At 42.1% G+C, this 23,098-nt stretch carries 15 protein-coding genes; 11 read left to right on the plus strand and 4 right to left on the minus strand.

All coding sequences use genetic code 11. From position 1 onward, the window contains the following. Nucleotides 1-2 precede the first annotated feature (2 nt). Nucleotides 3-1,481: a hypothetical protein gene (locus Q9312_RS15385; protein ID WP_309201748.1), complete on the minus strand. Its 1,479-nt coding sequence runs from the start codon at nucleotides 1,479-1,481 to the stop codon at nucleotides 3-5. A 104-nt stretch (nucleotides 1,482-1,585) separates the two neighbouring features. Between Q9312_RS15385 and Q9312_RS15390 the strand changes: the two genes are divergently transcribed. The 9 genes from Q9312_RS15390 to Q9312_RS15430 all read left to right on the plus strand — a co-directional run bounded on the left by Q9312_RS15390 (nucleotide 1,586) and on the right by Q9312_RS15430 (nucleotide 17,876). Continuing rightward, the gene (locus tag Q9312_RS15390; RefSeq protein ID WP_309201749.1) at nucleotides 1,586-3,355 is read left to right on the plus strand and encodes a trypsin-like peptidase domain-containing protein; all 1,770 of its coding nucleotides are present in this window, start codon (nucleotides 1,586-1,588) and stop codon (nucleotides 3,353-3,355) included. A gap of 81 nt (nucleotides 3,356-3,436) precedes the next feature. After that, nucleotides 3,437-4,531, plus strand: coding sequence for a trypsin-like serine protease (locus Q9312_RS15395; protein ID WP_309201750.1), 1,095 nt, complete (start codon nucleotides 3,437-3,439; stop codon nucleotides 4,529-4,531). 8 nt (nucleotides 4,532-4,539) lie between these two features. Continuing rightward, a complete protein-coding gene (locus Q9312_RS15400) occupies nucleotides 4,540-5,706 on the plus strand; it encodes an alpha/beta hydrolase (RefSeq protein WP_309201751.1) in 1,167 nt (388 codons plus the stop codon). A 2-nt stretch (nucleotides 5,707-5,708) separates the two neighbouring features. Further along, nucleotides 5,709-7,382 (plus strand): DUF6531 domain-containing protein, encoded by a 1,674-nt coding sequence (locus Q9312_RS15405; RefSeq protein ID WP_309201752.1) that lies wholly within the window; start codon nucleotides 5,709-5,711, stop codon nucleotides 7,380-7,382. Between the two features lie 15 nt (nucleotides 7,383-7,397). Further along, nucleotides 7,398-14,423, plus strand: coding sequence for an nSTAND1 domain-containing NTPase (locus tag Q9312_RS15410; protein ID WP_309201753.1), 7,026 nt, complete (start codon nucleotides 7,398-7,400; stop codon nucleotides 14,421-14,423). A 75-nt stretch (nucleotides 14,424-14,498) separates the two neighbouring features. Then, complete coding sequence (locus Q9312_RS15415; protein WP_309201754.1) at nucleotides 14,499-14,888, plus strand: hypothetical protein; 390 nt, start codon at nucleotides 14,499-14,501, stop codon at nucleotides 14,886-14,888. Nucleotides 14,889-14,912: 24 nt separating this feature from the next. Then, nucleotides 14,913-16,847, plus strand: coding sequence for a RiPP maturation radical SAM C-methyltransferase (locus tag Q9312_RS15420; protein WP_309201755.1), 1,935 nt, complete (start codon nucleotides 14,913-14,915; stop codon nucleotides 16,845-16,847). Between the two features lie 140 nt (nucleotides 16,848-16,987). After that, a complete protein-coding gene (locus tag Q9312_RS15425) occupies nucleotides 16,988-17,704 on the plus strand; it encodes a hypothetical protein (RefSeq protein WP_309201756.1) in 717 nt (238 codons plus the stop codon). 10 nt (nucleotides 17,705-17,714) lie between these two features. After that, complete coding sequence (locus tag Q9312_RS15430) at nucleotides 17,715-17,876, plus strand: hypothetical protein (protein ID WP_309201757.1); 162 nt, start codon at nucleotides 17,715-17,717, stop codon at nucleotides 17,874-17,876. A 100-nt stretch (nucleotides 17,877-17,976) separates the two neighbouring features. On the opposite strand, the gene Q9312_RS15435 is transcribed toward Q9312_RS15430, so the two are convergent. Further along, nucleotides 17,977-19,530, minus strand: coding sequence for an amidohydrolase family protein (locus Q9312_RS15435; protein ID WP_309201758.1), 1,554 nt, complete (start codon nucleotides 19,528-19,530; stop codon nucleotides 17,977-17,979). A gap of 109 nt (nucleotides 19,531-19,639) precedes the next feature. After that, a complete protein-coding gene (locus tag Q9312_RS15440; RefSeq protein ID WP_309201759.1) occupies nucleotides 19,640-20,095 on the minus strand; it encodes a Spy/CpxP family protein refolding chaperone in 456 nt (151 codons plus the stop codon). 230 nt (nucleotides 20,096-20,325) lie between these two features. Here Q9312_RS15440 and Q9312_RS15445 point away from each other — a divergent pair, with 230 nt between their 5' ends. Together Q9312_RS15445 and Q9312_RS15450 are read left to right on the plus strand one after the other, a co-directional pair. Continuing rightward, nucleotides 20,326-21,021: a response regulator gene (locus Q9312_RS15445; RefSeq protein ID WP_309201760.1), complete on the plus strand. Its 696-nt coding sequence runs from the start codon at nucleotides 20,326-20,328 to the stop codon at nucleotides 21,019-21,021. Then, a complete protein-coding gene (locus Q9312_RS15450; RefSeq protein ID WP_309201761.1) occupies nucleotides 21,008-22,447 on the plus strand; it encodes an ATP-binding protein in 1,440 nt (479 codons plus the stop codon). The genes Q9312_RS15445 and Q9312_RS15450 overlap by 14 nt, the downstream gene beginning before the upstream one ends. Before the next feature lie 115 nt (nucleotides 22,448-22,562). Here Q9312_RS15450 and Q9312_RS15455 read toward each other — a convergent pair whose 3' ends face one another. Then, the gene (locus Q9312_RS15455) at nucleotides 22,563-22,907 is read right to left on the minus strand and encodes a DUF6122 family protein (protein ID WP_309201762.1); all 345 of its coding nucleotides are present in this window, start codon (nucleotides 22,905-22,907) and stop codon (nucleotides 22,563-22,565) included. Between the last annotated feature and the right edge of the window lie 191 nt (nucleotides 22,908-23,098).

A 23,098-nucleotide genomic window follows, 5' to 3' on the forward strand; every position in this document is an offset into this window, starting at 1 on the left:
GATCACTCCAAATTATTTCTTAACCACTTTGAAAGAACGATGAATGCCAATGGAATTCCAATGGCTAATGACCAGAAGATGACTTTTGCGGTCAAAGAAAGTGTGTCATCGGTTAGGGCTTGATGTATTGAGATTCCTGACAAGTCAGCTAACAATACTAACGCCGCGAACATTGAGCCAAGCACCTTAATATTCGCAATTGACTGACGGTTCTTCTCGGCAATGTGATCGGCAATAAAATCTTCAATCTCTGATACGTCGGTTGAAATATCTTCGAGGAGCTCACTGCTGCCTAGAGCAAGCTTCATTGCGCGATAGTAATCGTTGTGCTGAGTTAATTGTCCGACATGAGAGAAACGATTATTCAAACGAAAATTATACAGTTTCGCTCGGTAATCTCGTAGCTGAGCGAAATCGTGTTCGCTGGGATTTCGCATATCGACCGTAATATTGGCACCTTGACTAAGCTGGTGTAAAAACAGGTATTCGCTGTAGGCGATAAGAGTGATCGGTTCGTAGGCTTGACTGATCGCGCTAGCGATAAAATTATCCAGCGCTGGGGAAGCATCATTTGCGATCACGAGGCTACAAGCGCCTTCAAGACTGTGATAATGACACAGATTATCAAAAGGTTTGCTCAGGCCCGTATTGACGCTTTCCGACGACGGTAAATACGCATCGGTGTAGTGCCTGGCGAGTCGAAATGTGTGTTCTTCGATTTCTTTCGGCGTTAGAGGCTGGTCACTTTGCACGGCTGAGTAGGTGTACACGGATTGCCAGTTGTCGAGTGGATGAACGATATTTGAATCACTTAACCAAGGGTTTAGATTCAGCGCAATGTCTCTTAGTCCATTCAATGATAACTCGCGATCGACCCAATTGAGGGTGGCTGTTTGTTTATTTCCTGAGTTTCGATACAACTGATAATTCATCTCTGCGATTGCTTGAATATCTTGCAGTTGGTTCTTTTTGTGTTTGCCAGGTTCTGCGTATTCGATATCCAGCGTCATCACACCGATGCCAGTATTAAAATGATAGAGCCAAGCGTCTACCACGGTTATTGGCCAACGGTTGTCATCGTAAGGAGCACTGATGTTTTTTTGCGCAAGTCGTTGTATGGCCGCCTTGCTGAGCTGTGTTCGCAGGCCCTTTCCTGGATCGCCGACGCTACCGCCATTAACAAAATGGCGACCGTTAATACTTAATTGCAATGCTTGCAGTCCGAAAAAAGCGTGATTTTGAACCGTCTCACGACCGTTTAAAAGTTGATCCATATGAGGATTGAATCGCGGGTCAACTTTTCGATGACTCGGTTCCCAGACACTTTCGTCAAGTTCTCCAGAGGTACTCTCTGAAGCATCCATTCGCTGCTGTAAGGAGCGTAAAGAGAAGGCTTTTAGCTGACTGTAATAGTTATCCAGCTTAACTTTAAATTCCGGTGCAAAGTGGAATGGGAAGTAAAAACGCACCTTGTGCTGCATTGTGTTTGGCTCTCCGCGCTTTCTTTTATGTCTTGATTCGGCTATAACCTTAACCTATAAAATTAAACAAATACAATAAATAACGGGGAAGGAGCGGTCGATTTATGGCGATCAAAATTACTAATAAGATGGGACCGATGTTGCAACAAGAACATCGTTTTGAAAACCACCAAAGTATTGCGATAGGTCGCGACCCTGATCAGTGCCAAGTTTTATATCCTCCTGAATTTACCAGTGTTGGCCGTAAACATCTGGTGCTAGAAGAAGATGCAGGGCGATACGAAATTCGAGTGAATACCAAAAATCCTGTGTTTTTGAATGGTCAGTTGGCAGAGGATGATGTGGAATTGCCGGATCGTGCTGAAATTGCCTTAGGACGAAAAGATGGACCTACCTTTATTGTTGAACATATCAGTAACGATGCATTGCCTGAAACCTTTGAATATGGTCATCAAGAAGAAATTCATAGCAAAGTTAAAAAAGGGCGGACCTGGATAAAGGTCGCCTTATTGTTGGTGATTGCCCTTGGCGGTGTGTTTGGTTGGAATGCGTGGAAGACCGAGCAACAGCTACAAATGATGAATGAACAGGCGGGTAAAGAGTTAGCAAAGATTTATGAGTCGATTAATGAAGACATCGGTAAAGTGGCTGCCGAGGCCCAAAAGTCGGTTTATCTAGTGCTGATTAAGGGTGAGAATGGCGAAACCGCGATGGGAACTGCCTGGGTCGCCCGAGAAGGTATTTTAGCGACCAATTCTCATGTGGCTCAGCTTTTCTATCAAATTCAAGACAAACCAAGCGTGAAGTTTATTATTCGCTCAACCACCAAGCCTTATCGTGAATTTGTTATTGGCGATGTGGCTATGCACCCAGGTTATAAAGCCTTTCAAGCGGAGTGGGAGAAGCGTCAACCTAAAGTGATTGAAGCGAATGGTGGTCTTAGTCCGGTTAAGTTTATTCCAGCCTACGACGTGGCACTTTTGTATCCAGAAGATCCCAGTGGACTGGCTCCGCCACTGCCTTTAGCTAATGACGATACGCTGCGGAATTTAAGCAGTGGGTCAGAAGTCGCTTACGTCGGCTTCCCGATGGAAGGTATGGTGCAAATGGCTAATTTGGAGCCAACGCCTCAGATCCAAGTCGCTAATATCACCTCGATAACCGACTTTTTCCGTGGCCAGCCCTATTTTGGCACGGCGCAGTTAATTCAGCATTCTCTGCCAGCAACCGGTGGTGCCAGCGGCTCGCCAATTTTTAATGCGAAAGGAGAAGTCATTGCGTTGCTGAACGCAGGTAATGTGATTGGCGTCAATGAGCAAGGCGAGCGTATTCCCAATGCGGTTGCTATCAACTTTGCTCAACGTGTTGATTTGTTAAAACCCTTGTTAGATAGTAATGTCGAGCTTTCGATGGACCAACTCAAAGAAGAGTGGAATGAAGGGTTTAAGCGATTTGCCGATCAAGCGCAAGTGAATGAGTTAGTTGCTGATTCCGTCCGAAAGAAGATTTTGAAAGGGTGGAAACGTCACTATGGTCTGAGTGGAGAACCAAAGTTGGCGCATGAGTCATCGTTTACTATCAGCGAAGAGAATAAAGTGAATGGTTACCCGTCACAGCTTACTCAGGTCACTACGCCTGCCAAAGGCCGTTACTTGATCATTGCGGTCGCTAATGACGAACAAAATGTGGATATGTTCGTCGCTCGCAACGCGCAAGGTTCTTTTAAAGAGATAGGCAAAAATACTCGAAGAGACTTTTACCCTTATGTCGACTACACCGGTCAGGCCGGAGATAAATTAGCGGTTTATTTGATTCAATCTAAGATGGCAAAAGGTGGCAAAACTACTGGTAAGCTCTGGGTGTACTATTATTAACCCTTATTACTAAAGGAAAGCGTTTATCGCTTTCCTGGCCGCCAAAAAGGGTTTGGTGGCCGCTAGGTTAAGTTGAAGGTAATGATAGTTAGAATAAGATCAATAAGCACTCTACTTTATGGTCTGGTAGCCTTTTGTGCTACCAGCGGTTTCAGCCAGCCGGAAGAATACTTTCCATTGCAAGCGCGCTCGGGGTTTGAGCAGTTGCTTTCGCAAGTTCAGGCTTATCAGCAGACAATCACGCAATCAAACGCATCAGACTTTATCATCGGCGGGCGCAGAGCCTCAGAAAGTGAGTTTCCAAGCGTTGTTGCTCTGATAGACAGTGAAGGCAAAGCTTATTGTACCGGAACGCTGATCACGCCAAGTATTGTTGCAACTGCAGCACATTGTGTTTTCGACTTATCGCAACAACAATCACCCGTTTATAAAGCACTGCTAAAACAAAAAGCAGATTGGAGTAAAGAGTCTCTCGATCGTGAATTTGCGCCTTTCAGCCGTGATTATTTGAGTCGTTTGGCTAAGCAAGGCTTGCATTTGCGAATTAACGGTAAGAACCACTTTAATATTGGCTCGCGTGTTTCAGTTGCGAGTAGCTGGCTATCTTACAGTGAGTCAGTGGCGAAACTAACGATGTTCAAGCGGAATGAATTTTCTGTTTCAGCGAACGATGTCAGTGATCGCGCGTTGATTGAATTAAAACAACCTTTCAGTGCCATTCAAATTCCTGCATTGCCAACTCGGCAAGAAGTTATCGCCATACACAAAGGTGATTATTTAACGGCTGTTCAAGTTGGTTTCGGACTACGAAAAGATCCTTTAACCATTAAAGAAGAAGCTAGCTCACGTAAAGAGTACAAAGCCAACTTAGCGAGTATGTATGACGATAAATACATGGTTGAGTTACCTATCAATATGGTTTTTCAAGGTTCAGAGGGGTTTCGGGCGGGTATCGGATTACCTGGCAAATCCGCATGTTTTGGTGACTCCGGAGGACCCACGTTCGTCCAGTTAAAGAATAAACAGTGGCGTTTTTTCGCCAGCTTGTCTCGCGGTGTGAGCAGTACCGCGAAATGTGGAGAAAGTGATCAAACCATTTGGCCAGACTCTGCGAGCGAACAGATCAAACAAACGACTGAGTTTGTAGATGTCTGGTTATCAGAGACACAGAAGTAGGAGACAACATGAGGACTCTGCCACAACTTTTTAAGTCCGTCTTGGTGGTGTTGGTATCGATATTTGTTTTTAGTGCATGTTCAACTCAACAGACTTCGTCACCAGACAAACTAGAGGTCGTCAGAGATGAGATTAATACGTTAAACAAAAGTTTTTTTGCTGGTGATGACGAAGGTAACTACGCTGAAGTCAAAGTGTTTTTTGCAACCGATAGAAAATTAGAAAACTCAGAAGACCCAGCAACCATGTTTGGTGGGCAGAGAGGTTTTTTCCGTTACGGTAGTGCCGTGGTTAGCATTCCAAGAGTTCATAAAATGGGGGAGCTTGAAGAAGCTTCGGTTCTTAATTTCGAGTTCAATGATGATCCTAATAAGCATGTGGTATTACTAAAAGTCGATTTATTGAATCCAGATGTCTTTTTTAATCAACTACGTTCGAGAATCGGTGCTTCGAATAAAAAGCATGCGTTTGTATATATTCATGGATACAACAACTCATTTAATTATGTAGCGCGCCGAACGGCACAAATGGCTTACGACTTAGCGTTTGATGGTGCGCCTATATTTTACTCATGGCCATCGCAAGCGACGGTCGACGGATATCCCGTTGATGAGACCAATGTGCAATGGACATTACCTCATTTAAAACGCTTTTTAAAAGAAGTTTCATCTGAGACGCAAGCTGATTCTATCTATTTGGTTGCTCACAGTATGGGAAACCGAGCGTTGACTCGGGCATTTATTGAATTAATGCAAGAAGAAGACTCAGAACTCCTCAAGCCATTCAAAGAAATTATTCTAACTGCGCCAGATATCGATGCCGATATTTTTAAACGTGATATTGCACCTAAGCTGGTACAGTCTGATGCAAAAGTGACTTTGTATTCCTCTTCGAAAGATAAGGCATTAATTGCGTCGAAATCGTTTCACGGTTACCCAAGAGCGGGTGATTCGGGCAGTTCGATTGTCGTGGTTCCAGGTATGGATACTATCGATGCGTCAGATGTGGCTACCGACTTTGTTGGTCACGCTTATTTTGCTACCAGTAAATCCATTATTGCTGATTTATTTGAATTGTTACATAAGCAGTATCGTGCTGAGGAACGCAGTTTTTTACAACGAGTTTCTGATCGGTTTGGAGCCTACTGGAAGGTGTTAAAAGAGGCTGAGGAGTAACCATGAAAAGTCTTGTAGTTGGGTTGATAGGTTTAATTATTTGCTTCTCTTCCAGTAGCATAGCCGGTGTCAATTTAAAAAATGGCAATTTCTATATTAGTTATACCGACATTGAATACAGCGATGATTTTAAATTTACTCGTACATACAACTCCAAATCCATTTTTAACGGCATGTTTGGGTATGGATGGGGGAATGACTACGACACCTATTTGCAGTTCAATGGTGATGGTTCGATTACTGTTAGAGAAAATGGGGGTGGGAGTTCTTCATTTTACCAGCCGATTGATCCAATAAGCACATCAGTTGAGAAAATGGTTGAAGCAATCATTCAAGCTCAAATAGAGCAAGGAACAATTATTTCGGATAAACAAATCGAACAAAACCGACAAAAATTATTGGATGATCGACGACTAAGAAATGCACATTGGCAGTCAGTTCTGAAATCTGGGCTAGTTAAAAATCCCCAATTACCTATCGGAACGAAGCTTGCGAGAGAAGGAAATCCCGATCATACATTAATCGTTACTCCTTACGGCTATTTTCGAAAAAGTGGAAGCGAAACAGAGCGATTTGATGGTAATGGAAAGCTAATACGTATTTCCAAATCTGATAATCACTATGTGAACTTTGAGAGAAACAGTCATGGTCATTTGCGAAAGGTTGAGAATCATCTTGGACAGAAAATTTTAATTATGACGGATGAGCACGGAAAAGTGATTAAGCTGGTCAGTGCTCGAGGGGAAGAAGCTACCTTTGTTTATGATGGCAACGACCTCGTCGATTCCTTTGACGGTGGCGGCAATCGGTATCAATATCGCTACGATAATAATCATAATCTTACTGAAATTCATTATGTTGACAATACTCGGCATATCAATGAGTACAATAGCAAAGGGTTTATAGAGAGAATCACCACACGAAATGGTGATGTTACAGAGTATGAATACGTCGATGACGATTTAGAAAGTCTAGAGTCGACGGTCACTAAGTACGGTGAAGTTGTTCAAAGATATGGAACTTATGTTACGAAAACATCATTTAATGGTCGTAAAGTAAGAAATAGTTATTTTTATAACATCAGTAAAGACAATACTGGCAGAACTTGGACCAGTAAGATTGAAACGTCGATTAATGGAATTGTTACTAAAACTGAATATCACCCATGCGGACTACCCTTGCTCATAGAGCGAGGTCGTAGAATGACCGAGTTTGATTATAATAATAGTTGCAAATTGACTTACAAAAATGACGGTTCAAGAATTACAAAAATTGTATACGACCCTAAGTTCGGGAAAATTCAATCTGTCTTAAATGCGACTAATGATGGCCGTGTTCTACAGCAGACAGAATTTGAATACGACAATAAAGGAAACCTTACCTTTGCGAAGAACCATACCAATAAATCCGTTCGCTTGAAATATACTGATAAGGGAAAAATTTATGAGATGGAAGATGAGCAAGGGCAAACTCTGCTGTTCTCTTACAACACGCTAGGAAAGCCTGAGAAAATTATATTGCGAGGCGGTGGTTCCATTGAAATTAGTTATGACGAGTATGGCGAGATCCAGAGAGTTAGTAGTCCCGATGGCCATAAAATGTCTTTAAAAGTCACTCAGATGTTTCAAAATTTACTAAGTCTTGTTAAGCCTGCGGGCGTAAATCTTAATATGTAAAAGGCGTCCAAAATAATGACTCGATTACCCATTAAAGTATTTATTTCCTCGCCAGGTGATGTTGAACAAGAGCGAGTAATTACGTCCAGAATTATTAAAAGACTCGCCGAACGTTACGCTGATCGCGTCGAGCTTTCCGGAATATTTTGGGAGCACGAACCGCTGAAAGCAACAGATACTTTTCAGCGACAAATTGTTCCTCCGTCACAAACGGACATTGCTGTATGTATTTTATGGGCTCGTTTAGGTACGCGATTACCCAAGGATATCACTCGAGAAGATGGCAGTCGCTATGAGTCCGGAACGGAATTTGAGTTTGAAGATGCCTTCTTGTCACAAAAGAAAAGTGGAATTCCAGACCTGTTAGTCTATCGTAAAACTTCGGAGCCATTAGTTAGTTTGACTGATGAGCAGGAGCTATTGTCTCGTATCGATCAAAAGCGTGCGTTAGATAGGTTCATTGATAAATGGTTTATCAGTGAAGATGGCTCTTTGACAGCGGCTTTCCATCCATTTGAAACCGTTGCGCAATTTGAAGAAATATTCGAGATTCATTTAAGTAAGTTAATCGAAGAAAAAATTCAAAAAGCCGGAATCGTTGTCGAAGCTAATCAAATTCCTAAGATAGAACATACATGGAAAGGCAATCCATTTCGCGGTCTCGAAGTTTTTGAATATGAGCATGCAGACGTATTTTTCGGCCGTACTCGTGCGACAGAAGACATTCTCAACCAATTAAGAAAACAAGATCAAAAAGGTCATCCACTGATCACAGTTTTAGGCATGAGTGGAAGCGGTAAGTCATCGGTTATTCGGGCCGGTGTTGTGCCTTTGCTAACTCGGCCTGGAGTTATCGAAGGTGTGAGTGAATGGCGCAGAGCTTATATGAAACCATCGGATTTATCCGGTGACTTAGTCAACGCACTCGCTCGTAGTATCACCTCTGAGAATGCCGTTCCAGAATTAAATGATCAAGCTGGAGAGTATGAAGAATTGCTCTCTTTACTAAAAGAACAGCCGAAAGCCGCAGCGACAAAAGTTGCTGGCGAGTTAAAGTACATCGCAAAGTCTGAAGCTAAAGCTGAACTGGAAAAACTTCGTTCACTTTCTGATGATCCTGAACACTTTTCAAAAATAGAGAAGAAATACCAAGAAGACCCTCCTCGCGTTCAATTAGTTTTAGTCATCGATCAGTTAGAGGAGTTATTTACACAGGAACACCTGACCGATCAAGATCGAGAACATTTCGTGCAGCTTTTGGATGCTCTCTGTCGTACTCAAAGAGTATGGATAATTGCCAGTCTACGTAGCGATTTTTATTCAAGTATGAGTGAGCTGCAGTCTTTTGAAACACTGCGTAAAGGCGACGGTCAGATAGATCTATATCCACCGACGCCGAATGAAATTTATCAAATGATTCGACTGCCCGCGCAAGCGGCAGGGTTGTCGTTTGATGAGAATCATGAAACTGGAGAGCGCCTGGATGACCGCCTGCGTGATGCGGCATCAAAAGAAGAGGGCAGTTTACCGGTACTTCAATTCACCTTGGCTGAACTTTATAAGCGTCGCACAGAGAGTCAATGCCTTACGTTTACAGCGTATCAAGAGTTGGGTGGTTTAGAGGGGGCATTAGCCAGTGCTGCAGAAGAAGCCTTTGAATCGTTATCGGAAAGAAGTCAAAACAGTTTTGGACAGTTATTTCGGCGCTTAGTCAACGTATCGGCCGTTGGTGATCGTGTTACAAAAGCGACTTGCCTAATGCAAGATCTTCTAAGGCTTGACGGTGCAAAAGAGTTTATTGACGCATTTATCGAACGTCGCTTATTGATCAGCGATCAGAACGAGAAGAACCAAGCGATTGTCAGTGTTGCGCATGAAGCGCTATTACGTGGTTGGCCAAGAATTAAGGAATGGCTTGAGAAAGATCGTGAACTTTTGCAAATCAAGTCGCGCTTAGACTATGCGTGTCAGCAGTGGATAGCTTCCGACAAAGATAATCAATTGCTGTTGAATGATGGAAGACCTTTAGAGGAGGCGAGACTGTTAGAAGCTGAACAGCTTCCTTTGTCTAAAGAGCAACAAGAGTTTATTAAGCGTTCTGATTCTAAAAATATAGCGCGAAAACGAGTAAAGAAGATGGCGATTTCTGGTCTCGCCGTGTTGACCGTTATCGCGTCGATAACAGCGTTCTTTGCTAATCAACAACGACAGTTAGCGTTAGACAATCAAAAGGCCGCGGAGTTGGCAAAAGAAGAAGCTCAGCGCAGTGATCAACTCAGTCAGTATCGGTTGTCTCAAGTGTTTACTCAACAAGGACTTCAAGCTGCGGCAGAGTATGACTCTAAGCGCGCGTCGTTATTGTTTGGTGCGGCCTGGCAATATGATAAAAGTGCAACCAATGAGTATTTATTGGCGAGTGCATTACAGCGCCTCGAATCTGAAAAATTGTTAAACGATATGAGGCGTACAAGTGGTGGTAAACTGGCGTTTGATTCGAGCGAGCAAAAGCTACTGGTCACCGATCAAACAGGATTGTTAGAGGTTTGGTCCGTTCCAGAAAAGAAATTGATAAAGCAGTTTAAGCCTCATTTAGACGTCATTACAAAGGTTGCGTTTTCCAACAGCGGGCAGAGAATCTACTCCGCATCGGCAGATAACACTGTCAAAGTATTATCCGATCAAGGAGAGTTAATTTATAGTTTTGCGAAGCATTTTGGCGCGGTGTTTGACTTTAAAGTGACACCTGATGATAGCCGTTTGTTGTCCGTTGCCTACGATAATAATGCGTTACTTTGGGACTTAATCTCTGGTGAGTTAATCAGTCGCCTAAGCTTTACTGATAACTCTGATATTCGACTTTCATGGTTATCCGAAAGTGGTGACAGCGCCGTCGTTTTATCATCCAATGGCGTTGTCTCTCAGTGGCGTTTATCTCAGCCAAAAGCACAAGTGATCAAACAGTGCCAATTGCCGACGAATGTGAATTCAGTTAAATTGATATCGATTAAAGAGGGAATGGTTTATCCTGACAATAAAGGCCAGTGGTTGCTTTATAATTTCGATTGTGAAGAGTTTATTTTTCCAAAAGACACAACCGCCAAAACATTAAGTGAGTTGGTTCTATCTGAAAACGCACAGTTGTTGTCAGGTGGAACAGGTATCGCATTAGCGGTCGTTGATACCGAGCAAAATCGAGTGGTTGAAGTAACGCCTTGGATGGAAAGTATTCACTCTTATTCAAGCGATAATGAGCAACGAACCTTTGCTTTTGCTAATAATTTGGGTGATGTACATTTATACGACAGAAATCTAGATAAGACCTTAGTCGTTAGTCAGGGATTCCAAAAGGTATTGTCTGACTTACAAGTCTCTTCAAAAGGCCATTATGTTGCCGCTATCGATATTAATGGTCAGCTAAGACTTCTAACACTGAATAACGAAGAGGTAAATTCGAAGTCTTCGAGCGGTCAAAAAGTTATTGAGCAAAAGTTTTCAAGTGGAAGCTACGATATTGTCGTTTCTTCTGAAGGTGACTTGACCATTATCGATAAAGGTCAAGAAATCGCTTATTTGCAACGAAGTAACCAATCGTCATCAATAAATGCAGTGGCCTTAACCAAAGACGCTAAGTACTTATTAATTGCTAGTGATACGTTAGAAGTATGGGAACTGACAGCGCAACGTTTGATTAAGTCGATTTCTCCAAAAACAGACGCCAATCTTTTTTCTGCCGTTACTCTGATAAGTGATGGTCAATTCGCCGCTGCTGAAATTGATGGAAACACGTCGGTATCGGACGGTGGATGGCGGCTATTTTCACTGAGTGACTTTTCAGTACAAGCAGAATCAGATGTTTGGTCTGAATCGATATCGAGAATAGAGGACTTTCGACAAGGCTACTATTTATTGGCGTTAGCGAAAGAAAATTTGCAGCTTTGGTACGCGCAAACGGGCAAGCGACGATTCACGATTGATTTTAATGTCAGTGACTTTTCCGTATCGCCGGATGGCAACAAAATAGCGGTAGGTTTTACTAACGGCGAGATTAAAGTCAGGCGACACACACAAACAACTCTGATTGAATTTCAAGATGAAGGCGAGAGTGCTCATCAGCAGAGAGTTAAGCTGATCCGTTGGAGCCCGGATGAAAAGCTCTTAGTGTCTGTCAGTCGAGCAGGTGATGTAAAAGTTTGGGACGCGACTTCTGGAGAGCTAAAAAGCCGACTTGAATGGAGTTCAAATGCAAGTCGATCATTAACTAAGCAAGTCGTTTTTTCCAGTGATGGTCGTTACCTCGTTACTCAGCAACAAGATGGATCCGTAACGCTTTGGGATCCAGTTCGAGGGACCGAGTTAGACTTTCGTACGGTGGGAGACTCTATTCATATTAAATTTGATAATTCGGTTAACGCTTTTGTCATTGATACAACCTCAGGCGCTCAATACATTATTGACTTACCACAAATTGATGAAAACCAAGGAGAATTGGTTCAATCGATAAAAAGCAATATTCCTTGGGGTTTTGCGAGAGATAAAGTTCGGCCCAGTGATGAGTGGTTATCTCTTGCATTACTGGTTCTTGATGAAGCCATTGAAAATGAGGGGTTAGCCTTCACACAAGGCGCTGGTTATTTAAGGTCGATTCAGTCATTGACGCATTTGATGCATAGCAATCAATATTTACAAGCCGCGCAATTGATTGAACAAGCTCCGAAGTATTTTGAGCGTTCAAAAGAGTGGTCGCATCTAAAAACAGTGGTAAACAATCAATTCAAAGGCCTTATCAAGCACTATACGGGTCACAGCGAACGCATCGAAGAGGCAATCTTTAATCCTCATGATGGTAGTGTGATCACAGCAAGTTGGGATAACCAGGTTCAGATTTGGCGTGGAGAAGATGAGTCCGTCGATTCGTTAGTTGTCGGATGGAGCTTTGATAATTTATCGCTACATCCCAACAACAATTGGTTGATTGCAGCATCGTATCAAGATGGGACTCGGGTATGGAATTTAGATTCTTTAGAGATGACATTGAACTTGCCGAGGTTAACTCATTTGGTTCAGTGGTCGAAAGATGGAAGTGAGATCTTCGGGTTAGATCAATTCAAACAATTCTACCGTTATGATAATGCTGGCAAACTATTAGAGTCTTTCGATGCACGTCTTGATGGAGAGGTTGCCACGAACGTTAGAATAAGTAGTGATGGAAAGCAGCGGTTTCTGTTCAATAAAACCAATTTAGAGCTTTATTTAGAAGGCGAGTCTAGCGCGGCACATCGATGGTTTGCGGATGATTTGTCAGATGAGCCTAATACGGAAATTTCTGACGTCTTGGTGAGCGAATCCGGTAATAAAGTTTGGGTTGCGTTGGTAGATAAACCCATGGTTGTTATTTCTTTAGCCGGAGCCGATAAGTTTGCACCAGAAAAACTCAAGTCGATTATTGCTGATAGCATTTGGATGAGTCGTTCAGAAGACTTTTTATTGGGTAGAAAAGAGCGAGGCTTTTTCAGTGTCAAGTTGAATCAAAATGGCCAAGTTGCACCTCAGGCTATCCCACAAGTACTTGCATCAGGTTATTTAATGCTTCCTAGTCATCTTGAGCATCTACCCGATAACCGAGTTGCAATTAAGAATGATACGGGAGGATTTGTTGCCTTCGACATGAGTTCTGGAGCGATGATTGCCAATACAGTGGCAACCGGTAAAGGTTACAATCAAGCAATTTTCGAACCTAATAAAGATCGAGTGTTGTTGTATAACGGTGAAGGTGTAGCGAGTCTTTATAATCTCGACCAGATGAACCGTGACGCAGTAGCAATGGATTTTAATCACAACCATTTACAACTGGCAAATACTCAGGTTAATTCAGAACAGTCGTCAGCTGTGACCGTGACCGAGCGACGTAAAGATACGGTTGTTGCTCATACGTTAACATTAGCGGATTCTAAATGGTTAAGTCGTTCTAAAGTTTTCGATTTTGATCGGCAATTATTATTGTCTTCAAAAGACAAAGCGTCGGAAGAATTGACTCAACGATTTGACTCAGAGGCATTGGCTGTATTTTTAAAAGGTTCAGATCTATGGTCCGTGTTTGATCATGGTATTTTACGATCAACAGACTCGGGATTGAGTTGGTTAATGTTTCCTAATGAATGGGTTAGCTCTCTATCACCTGAGACGGAAGCTGTGATAGGAGACAGTGAAGAAAATATTGAGCAAACGCGTATTGCGGGTGAAGCTAGAGAAGCTTTAGAGTTAAATCCGCTTTCTGGCTATTCAATGCCCGTTATTCGAAAAGCGGAGGCGTCTCCAAATGGGAAGTTTCTGGCAATTGTTTGGCGAAACGGCCAGGTTTCACTTATGTCTCATACTGCACCCGATAATGATGTTTTTAATCCGATTTCGGTGAATTGCAACTCGGTAAGAACGCTACGCTGGCTCTCAGAGAATTTGTTGGCAGTTGCTTGTGATAAGAAGTCCTTTTCATTATTCGATTCAAACAGCAAAGCTAAGCTGCTTGAAGATTATGAACTTCCGATTGCTTTAGTGGGGGCCGGGCACTTTGACTCAGAAGCAAAGAAGCTATTTTTAGTCCGCCAAGATACATCAGAAGTAGTGTCACTTATGTTAGATGATACGCCCGTTGAAAATGTTGTTTTCAAGTCACTCGGAATAATTACTGCGTTTGACTACGATCGGACGTCTAATCAAATGGTTGTCACGAATGATAATGGACAACTTCAACTTGTTAAATTAGGACAATCTGAAAATTATCAACTGCTGGAAAGTGTCAGTGAAGCCGTCAATTTTATTCGGTTCTTTAATAACGGTACTAACATTATCGCCACGACTATCTCCGGGAAAGCTCTATTAATCGAGTCTTCTTCCGGACGAGTTATTCGAGAAATCGATGTAACCAATAATGAGTCAGTAAAACAATTGTTCATTGACGATAGTGGGCTTATGGTGACGATAAGTCCTGAAGGCAGGGTGTCAGTGATAGCGTTAACCGAGTTTATGTCGTTAGAAACACAATAAAGCTAGTGAAGTTTAAATGAAGAGCGATGGTGCTTTTCAACAGTAGAAGGTGACCAAAACCATTAGGAGGCAACAATGAGTAATCAAAATAAATCACAGTCGTCGCGCATGAGAATGTTAGCCACGGCGGCTAAACTTAGTTCGGTACTGGCAGTAATGGGGGTAAGCAATAGCATCTTACTTAATGAAGCAAATGCAAGTGAAGAGAAAGGTGAAATCAAGCCTTTAGAGATGAAGAAAGAAGATAAGGTTGATGAAGCAGGGTTAAAGAAGTTACTCAATCATGCGATTGAAAGCGGAGATATGAAAGCCGCCATTGAAAAGTATGGAAAAGAAGCGAAACTCAATGATAAACATAAAGAGTTATTGCGCAGTTTCACTAAAGATGAGCTTAAGGATGTGGAGCAAATTAGAGATTATTTGAATGGTGAAAAAGAAATTCCGTTTCGAACTCGCCGTGGATAAACTCATTTAAACGAGACCTAACTTATGAAGGATAAGCAAGAACTTAATTTGTCATCGAAGGTAGTATTGGTGAATATGCCAATCGTTACCTCACAAACACCTTCGCTTGGTTTGAGTGTTTTAAAGTCTGAGTTGGATGCTAGAGGCATAGGGTGTTCGGTTCGATACTTTAATATTGATTATGCTGAAAGAGTGGGTCTCGATATTTTGCTTGATTTAGAACAGCTTCCAACGGCTCAGTTAGTTGGAGACTGGATTTTTAGCGAGAACCTTTGGGGTAAGGATAGCTCGCGAGATCAGGAATACATAGAGCAGGTCTTAAAAGACCGCGCCAATGAACATCCGCATCATGATAATCGTTGCGTGTCTGACGATGTTTTATCGGGTATTTGGTATTGTCGTTCGGTCGTTGATGAATTTATTGATCATTGCGTCGATGCTGTCGACTGGAGTCAAGTTAAGGTCGTTGGCTTTACCAGTATGTTCCAGCAGCATATGGCGTCTTTGGCATTGGCAAGAAGACTTAAAGCAGACTTTCCTCACTTAATTATTGCGTTTGGCGGTGCCAACTGTGCTTCAGATATGGGGCGAGTGATGATGGAGAAGTTTGACTTTGTTGATGCTGTTTGTCTCGGTATGGGTGAACATGTTTTTAGTGATTTTGTAACGGCTCTGCTTTCTAACAAAACGCCGTACAATGATAAAAACTTTCTTATTCGTGGGTCTATTCCATCACTCCCGCAAATCGCGGTTAAACCGGAAAACATGAACAACATTCCTTTTCCAAATTTTGATGACTTTTTTGAGCAGCGTGTCGATCAGTCATCATTATCAGACGAACATCTAAGTATGATGGTTGAAACTTCGAGAGGTTGTTGGTGGGGACAAAAGCACCACTGTACCTTCTGTGGGTTGAACAACGAAACCATGAATTATCGCTTTAAAAGTGCTGAGAGAGCGATGGAGGAGTTCGTTTATCTAACTAAGAAATATGGCGATTACACCAAAACCATTGCCGTTGTGGATAACATTATACCGATGGACTATTTACGGACGTTTCTTCCTAAGCTTAGAGATAGCTCTCTTAGCCTAGATATATTTTACGAAACGAAAGCTAACTTACGTAAAGAGCACTTAAAGCTATACCGAGATGCAGGTTTAAATATTATACAACCGGGAATTGAGAGCTTTAGTAATCGTTTATTAAAAATGATGAAGAAAGGTATTACGGGTCTTCAGAATGTGCAGTTTCTAAAATGGTGTCGTGAGTTTGGGGTTCGACCTGTTTGGAACTATCTTGCTGGCTTTCCTGGCGAAGTCGCGAATGATCATTATCAGCAGTTGGAGTGGTTTCCGTTACTCAGTCATTTCACCCCGCCAGATGTCAGCTGGATTCGAATCGATCGTTTTAGCCCGTACCACTCAAACCCTTCTCAATATGGCATTAAAAGTTTAAGGCCGTTTAGCGCGTTTAAATTTTTATATCCTGAATTCACAGATGAGGAACGTGCTCGCGTTGCCTATTACTTTATCGGTGACTACGAAGTCGCTCATGATATGTTTTCATATTCAGAAAAAGTAAATCGAGCGGTTCATCAATGGCAAGATGCGTTTGAGTACTCCGCATTATTTTATTTTGATGACGAAGACACGCTAACGATTGTCGACGATCGCGATTGCGCGGTTAAAGAACAAATTAAATTGACCGGTGTCGACCGTTGGTTGTATCTGGAGTGTGATCAAATTAGAAGTATTAGCAAGCTAAAGAGTAAAGTCCTTGAGCGCTATCCTGAGGCCGTTAATTCAATTGAAGAGCGGTTGCAAAGGTTATTGGATCTAAAAGTTATGTTAGTGGATGACGATAAATACTTGTCTTTAGCGGTGTCTATAGAGCATGAGTATTTTCCGCCTCAGCATACTTGGGATAAAGTGGCGTCTAATTTTTCGCCCGCTTTGTAAAGGGGCAACCACTCTAGCCTGACACCTGTTTTAACGCATAAGTAACGATTACCGATTATCAAATCATACTCGATATTTTTTAGATTGAACTCAGATAATGATTTTTATATCCTGTTTAAAGTTTGAACAAGGAGTCGATCATGAAAAAATATCTCAAAAACATAATAATTGTAGCAGGAAGCTGTGCATGTCTAAGTGTTCTTGCCAGTGACGTTACCATTCCTAACAGCTTCTCAGCGGGTACGCCAGCGCGAGCATCCGAAGTAAATGATAATTTTAATGCAGTAAAAGCCGCGGTTGATGACAATGATGCTCGCATCACGACCAATAGCAATAATATTTCAACCAATGCCGCAAATATTTCAACCAACAGTGATGCAATTGCTTTGCTAAATCAAGTTTCAAATAAGATATACCCAGTCAACATAGCTGCATTTAACAATGCCGGCTACCCCAACTTACGAATGAATTCTTCAGGACTTTACAATACTGTCGACTTAACCGATATCGTTCAAGCGCCAGTCATTTTGCCCGATGGAGCTACGGTTACGGGAATGAACTGTTTGGTGCGTGATAATCACAACACGGCCAATTTTAATGGTGGAAGTATTTTACTCATGCGAGTCAGTGTATTAGAAGGTGCTCCTCCTGGTGTCTATCAAAGCATGGTTGATATTGATTTAACGACTTCCGGAAACTTAAATGGGTTACGTTCACTTACTGACGAAGATGGCGTGATTGAAAATACAGTGATTGATAATGCCACCTATATGTATTACGTACGTTTTTGGATACAGCGGACAGAAGCAGTCTCTAACCTGATGATTTCTGGATGTCGCATTCAGTACCAAATTTAAGGAGAGACTCATGAGAAAGTATCGAATGAATCATTTAGTTAAGAAGCTTCGCTGGGTCATCATCGGGATTGCGGCCAGTTTAGTGATGAGCTGTGGATCGGGATCCAGCTCAAAAGGACCGTCGCTTGCTCAGTGGGATGAGTTTAATTGGGACGCCAGTAATTGGCAGTGAGTATATGCCTACTAAGCGACGAGCTTAGTAGGCGGCTTTAACGGCAATAATTAAATAACAAAAGTAAATTAACAAAAATTAAATAGCAAACAATTGATCGTTAGTTTTTGGGCTGTTGTTGCTTCGCTTGTTTGACCATTTCTCGTACATCGCTCAACAGCGCTTGAGCATCGTAAACGATACCATCTTTTATCGTATACCGAATGCCATGCGTTCTTATCGGTTGATTCTCATCACTTAACTTGAAGTGACCTGTGCCATATAACACTTTAAAATTTTGCAGCGGATTTTCTTTTACAATGACCATGTCGGCTAATTTACCGACTTCAATGGAACCGATTTGATCGGCCATATTCAGTACTTCGGCACCATTAATGGTGGCTGACTTGATAACTTCTAAAGGGTGAAATCCCGCTTCTTGCAGTAATTCGAGTTCGCGAATATAACCGAACCCATAAACTTTATAGATGTATCCACTGTCAGAGCCTGTGGTGACTCGTCCGCCGTGATTTTTGTAGTCATTCACAAAGGTCATCCAGCGTTGAAAGTTATTTTTCCAGTTAATTTCATCTTGTGTGGTCCAGTCAAACCAATAAGAGCCATGTGCATAGCGGTTTGGTTCGAAAAATTTCCATAAACTGGGTAACGTATAATCTTTATGCCAGTCAGCATTTCTTTCACGCATTAAATCGCGACTGGCTTCATAGATTGTAAAGGTTGGATTCAATGTAAAATCGAGAGAAATTAGCTCGTCGCGTAATTCATTCCATTTATTGCTGCCCGGAGGAGCAGCCTGAAGCCATAAGTTACCCGCTTCTGAAAAACGATGTTGTTCATCTTGATAGTTATAATCGGAAGGATAATCTTGAATAACTTGATCTTCAAAAAGTGCCTCGGGTAAGCCATACCAATGCTCCATTGAGGTTAAACCCATATTGGCGCTAATGCGAGCGTTCATGCGAACCACATCGATTTGCGCATGGTGCATCGTGGTGCCCATATTGTGTTTTTTTGCTTGGGTTATTGCGGCTTGGATAAATTCAGGCTTGGCGCCAAAGAATTTGATTCCTTTAGCTCCGTCATCAGCAACCTCATCAACCCAGTCACGAACCTGTTTGACGTTAGTGAATGGCTTCTCGCGCCCCATCCCAAACCCAACGTAGGGTACCAGTCGTGGAGCGGTAATGGCATTTTTAGCGCTTCGCTTTTGATGGTCTACTGTCCATCGCAGGCCGTTAAAGCTTCCAGGCTCGCGCACGGTTGTAATGCCGTGAGCTAACCAAAGCTTTAATACATATTCTGCTGGTGTTCCTTGCGCTTCTCCACCTAGGTGGCCATGCAGATCGATGAATCCGGGAAGGACAAAGTAGCCTTCAAGATCCATTTCTTTGGTGGATTTATCCACGGCTGGACGCTGAGCTTTAATGGGTACCCCAGGGTTTCCCACAACACGGATTTCGGCAATTCGATTTTTCTCAATGACAATATCGACCGGTCCAATCGGTGGTGCGCCATGCCCTGCGATGAGTGTAACCCCTCGTAAAATCAGGCGTTGATAAGGGCCTTCTCCTTGTTGTCGATCGGGAGCGGGTTGTATTGCCGCGAGTAGTAGGCAAGGAGTAGCGAAAAATAAAGTGACTAATAAACGACGCATAACAGACCTAAAGTCGATAGATAAAGGTCTACGTTAATGCAAATGCACACTGACCTCAAGCGTTTGGCATGAGGTCAGGCTAGATAATGATTGTTAAAATGCTTAATTATTAATTTTCGCTATGACGTCGAGACTTTCGGCGCTCACGTTTATCTTGGCGCATCTCTTTGAGCACTTCGAGTTTTGCTTGCTGCTCAGTGGTAAGAACGGCATTCATTTGCTTTTCTGTCTGCTTACGAATAAGCATGAGTTCCGTTTTATTATCGCTGATTTGACGATTCAACTCACTGAGTTTGGCTTTGTCTGGCGAGTCGCTGTTAAGCTCTTGATGCAATGCTTGCTTCAAGCTTTTCATAGATTGGTGATAAGGGGTTGCTTGCGCTTTTTGGCTCGCGAAAACATTCTTAATCGCCTCTACTTGAGCTTCATCGAGTTGAAGCTTGTCGGTTAGGAACTCGATGTGACGTTTTCCCTTATCGGCATGGTCATGATGTGGTCCTGCAAAAGCAAAGCTGCTACTGATAACCAGTGCAACATAGGTTAAGTAAGTTGTTAGTTTCTTCATAGCGTTGTCCTCATTAGTTAGACTTAGGTCAAAGTTGCCATAAGTTGATCCCTATTCAGTTTGCTTGCGCTAGCGAACCTGCGAATCAGCTTAGTGTCGATTATAGAAAATGAAATGCAAAGTTGGCTGTTGCTTATGTAAAGATTATGTAAATCTGATTGCGTAAATTTTACAATTCTATTGCTATCAATAGCGTATACTAAAGGCAATGATGAACGAGAGAGGTTGCTATGCATCATTTGTTACTGGTTGATGATGATATTGAGCTATGTCAGTTACTCAAGGAGTATTTAACTCAAGAGGGCTTTACTTTAGATATGGTGCATGACGGTGGACAAGTTGCTGAAACATTGGCGACGACAAATTTCGATTTGATGATTTTGGATGTGATGCTTCCTAACAAAAATGGATTTGATGTTCTAAGAGAAGTTAGCCGAACACGTAATATGCCTATCTTAATGCTAACGGCAAAAGGTGATGACATTGATCGAATTTTAGGGTTGGAAATGGGAGCTGATGATTATTTAGCGAAACCATGTAATCCTAGAGAATTAGTCGCACGTATTCGCAGCATCATTCGTCGCTTTAATTCAGTTCCAACAGATAACACACAAGTACCTGATGAGGTCATTGAAGCACTCGATGTACTATTAGATATTAAGCGCCGAGAAGTTAAGGTCGCTGGAAACCTTATCGACCTGACAGCGACTGAATTTGATATTTTAGTCTTACTATTGCGACATGCAGGAGACCTAATTACTCGAGAGCAAATTAGCGAACAGTGTTTAGGTAGGAAATTACTGGCCTTTGACCGTAGTATCGATATGCACATTAGTCATTTACGAAAGAAGCTCAGTTCAACTGATTGTCCAATAGAGCGAATTAAAACTATTCGTGGAACAGGTTATCAATATGTGGCCGTTTAATCGATTAAAAGTTTTTTGGAAAGTTTTTATTTGGTTTTGGTTGTCACTGATTCTTTTAGTCTTGGTGTTCTTGACCAGTTGGGCTTTGGTTAAAGACTCTATTAGTTACTATTCAGCTGATCGAGAAATGGTTGGCATAAGTAAAAAATTAGCGAAGCTTTTGGAGTCAGATATGTTAGAGCGCCGAAAGTTACGCTTTGCTCGGAATCTTTTAAGACCGTATGAGCCTCCCCGATTTAAACGCATACCGCCTGAAAAGGACCAGTTTAGACCTTTTTATTTGGTTGATGAACAATTGAAAGATTGGAAGGGCGAGAAATTACCCGTTCCGGTGGTCGGTTTGTTAGCGCAACCTGAAGTGGCGGGACGAGTGGCCGTGTATGGCGATTTTATTTATATTGGCGGCCCGAAAATTACCATTGAGAATGTCAGTTACCAATTGATCGTTACTCAATTTATTGGTCGTTATAAAGGACGAGTGATCTTTCATATTTTACATTCGATCAGTATTTGGCAAGCCTTAATTTTTTTGGCTACCAGTGCTGCGATGTGCTTTTTATTAGCCTGGACCATTACCCGACCTATACGCTTACTGCAGCAATCCGCTAATCAACTGGCCAATGGAGACAATATAAAAGCCTCTGAAAGTATGGGCAATCGTAGAGATGAGTTTTTTGAGCTGGCCCAAGATTTTGACCAGATGGCTGAGAAGATTTTAGCAACGGTATCTGCTCAGAAACAAATGCTCTCAGACGTCTCTCATGAACTTCGTTCACCGCTTACGCGCATGCAAATTGCGTTAGGTTTAATTGAAAAGCAATTAAACCATGACGACGTCAAGCATTTAAAACAAGTGGTGAAAGACTGCGAGTTAATGGAGCAAATGATTGCGCAGTTGTTAAAGCTGGCATCATTAGAACGCGGGCAATTGTATGAAGCTGAGCAGCGGTTTAATTTAAATGAATTACTCGAACAGTTGATGAAAGACGTTTCTTATGAAGCGAATCAACGCAACATAAAGTTAAATGTTAATTATCATATTTCAACTAATGACATTGAGCTAAACGGCTACTATGGGCTGTTGCGCAGTGCCGTTGAAAACTGCTTAAGGAATGCTATTAAGTATGCGCCAGATGATTCCCTAGTCGAAGTGTTTACGCAACAAGAGCAAGGGTTTTTAAATGTCTTAATATGTGATCAAGGCAGTGGCGTTAAAGATGAAAGTTTGGACAAACTGTTTGATCCTTTCTTTCGAACCGATGATGCTCGAGCACGAGAATCAGGCGGAACAGGTCTTGGCTTAGCTATCGCTCGGCGAGCCATATTAGCGCACGGTGGTGATATTTGTGCGAAAAACCGCAGCGCTCCAGACTCAGGTCTTTGTATGGTTTTAAGACTGCCTATGGAAAGAATTCTTAGTGAATAATCAGCAGTGAATGGCCCTTAGTGAATAATCCTCAGGTGAATCATCTTTACTGAATAATGGTGTCTTTAAATAAAAACTCTTTTAGATAGAGTGTCTTTTCGATGGAGTAGAAAGACTAAGCCAGAAGAGGGGCTGTCCACCATACGCCATTAGTCACTTGACAATCAATGGAATCGAGCACCATATGAATGACCAAGCCAAATCCAATTGCCCGAGTTCGCTCGAAGAACATAAGGGCAATGTAGCCTGGAAACAACACGACTTGATGCAATGGATGAAAGTTAATACTGCAACGACCTGGGTCATAGATAGGGTCGGCGAGTAGGTGATCTAAGTCCACCAGCATCGTGACCATCATTAAAATATAAACCAGCCACCATTGGCTAAATTTAAAAAGACTATTACGCAGAGAATAGCTAATAATTAGAGGAACTAGGAAGTGCAGGAAGATATGAAGCATTAATTAAAGTATGCCTTTTCTGTTGTCTTTTTAGTGGTCTTTGGGCATCAAAGCAAACCTGAGCGTTCAACTCAATCAAAGAGAGACACCAAATCCTTACTTCTCCGAGGTCCGAGTCCTTACTTCGCTGAGAAGTGCTTTTCTAAACTGGATTATAAATTAAATTGCTTTTTAGGGGGAGCAAGAATGCT

Origin of the sequence: Pleionea litopenaei (assembly GCF_031198435.1) — a bacterium.
Taxonomy (GTDB): Bacteria; Pseudomonadota; Gammaproteobacteria; order Enterobacterales; family Kangiellaceae; genus Pleionea; species Pleionea litopenaei.